The organism is Microbacterium sp. Bi128 (assembly GCF_918698205.1).
Map to the genome: position 1 here is coordinate 1 of NZ_CAKKMM010001258.1, position 1,494 is coordinate 1,494.

Consider the following 1,494-nt stretch of genomic DNA (forward strand, 5'->3'; position numbering starts at 1 on the left):
CGCCCGGCATCGGCCCGTCGGTGTGGGGTTCGGACGGCAGCAAGTGGGATGCCATCGGCATGACCCACTCCATGCTGGACATCCGCGAGCTCGCCCTGACCGGCAAGCACGGCGCCGCCGTCAGCGATGAGGAAGCGGCCGTGACCGACGCTTCCCTGTGGCCGACCCTGCGCCAGGACGGCCAGACTGTCTTCCGCTGGGCCGTGTGGGAGATGGCCAAGGTGGCCCAGCAGGCCCTGGACGCAGCCGGCATCCGGTCCGAGGACCTCGCCGCGTTCATCCCGCACCAGGCCAACATGCGCATCATCGACGAGATGGCCAAGAAGCTGCAGCTGCCCGAGACCGTCAAGATCGCCCGCGACATCGCCGACGCCGGAAATACGTCGGCGGCGTCCATCCCCCTGGCCACCCACCGCCTGCTTGAGGAAAACCCCGAGCTCAGCGGCGGGCTGGCGCTGCAGATCGGCTTCGGAGCCGGTCTGGTCTTCGGCGCCCAGGTGGTCGTGCTTCCTTAGGCAGCCACCGCTTTTCCGAACTAAATACGTTCCACCCGTTTCACCCTTGCACCGCATGTCCTTCAATTTCAGGGCCCGCCCCGCATGCTGTGCTCGCAAGCATTCCCGCACCAAGCCGAACCCTCGGTTTGAATCATTTCCGCCCTTAGGCTGCCGGCATTCCACCGGCAGCCGAGGGCAACAACCAGAAAAGGAGCCATCAATGGCTAGCAACGAAGAAATCCTGGCCGGCCTGGCTGAAATCGTCAACGAAGAGACCGGCCTGGCCACGGAGGCTGTCGAAATGGACAAGTCCTTCACCGAGGATCTGGACATCGACTCCATCTCGATGATGACGATCGTGGTCAACGCCGAAGAGAAGTTCGGCGTCCGCATCCCGGACGAAGAGGTCAAGAACCTCAAGACCGTCGGCGACGCCGTCAGCTTCATCGCCAACGCCCAGGCCTAGTCTGGCTTCCGCCGGTATCGGCGGACCCCGGTGTCCGGTCCGGGCGCTGCAGCAGCGCCCGGCCCGGACCACCAGCACCACCACGAAATGCACCACCCGAAAGTTTTCCCCTCGCAGGCCCCGGCCATCCCGTTCGCGGTTCCGGATACGGCAGGCGCACCGACAGAGAGTGATCCCATGGCACGCAAAGTAGTCATTACCGGTCTGGGTGCCACCACACCCATCGGCGGCGATGTCCCCACGATGTGGAAGAACGCGCTCAAGGGCGTCTCCGGCGCGCACACGCTTGAGGACGACTGGGTGGCCAAGTATGAGCTGCCCGTCCACTTCGCTGCACGCGCCTCCACCCCTGCCCTGGACGTCCTGACCCGGGTCGAGGCCAAGCGCATGGACCCGTCCACCCAGTTCGCCGTGGTCGCATCCCGTGAGGCGTGGGCCGACTCCGGCATCACTGAAATCGACCACGACCGCCTGGCGGTGGCCTTCGCGACCGGCATCGGCGGCGTCTGGACCCTCCTGGATGCCTGGGAC

Annotated in this window: 3 protein-coding genes; all 3 read left to right on the forward strand. The window is 65.7% G+C overall.

The annotated features are described in order from the left end of the window. Positions 1 to 515 (forward strand): 3-oxoacyl-[acyl-carrier-protein] synthase III C-terminal domain-containing protein (locus LQV45_RS31790; RefSeq protein WP_290370376.1); only part of this gene is annotated, 515 nt, incomplete at its 5' end. A gap of 202 nt (positions 516 to 717) precedes the next feature. Beyond that, positions 718 to 963: an acyl carrier protein gene (locus tag LQV45_RS31795; RefSeq protein ID WP_018773434.1), complete on the forward strand. Its 246-nt coding sequence runs from the start codon at positions 718 to 720 to the stop codon at positions 961 to 963. 177 nt (positions 964 to 1,140) lie between these two features. Further along, positions 1,141 to 1,494: beta-ketoacyl synthase N-terminal-like domain-containing protein (locus tag LQV45_RS31800; protein ID WP_290370377.1), on the forward strand; the 354-nt coding region annotated here is incomplete at its 3' end.

Excerpts from the sequence above, each read along its gene's own strand:
- LQV45_RS31795 (WP_018773434.1), top strand. The coding sequence starts at position 718 with ATGGCTAGCAACGAAGAAATCCTGGCCGGCCTGGCTGAAATCGTCAAC.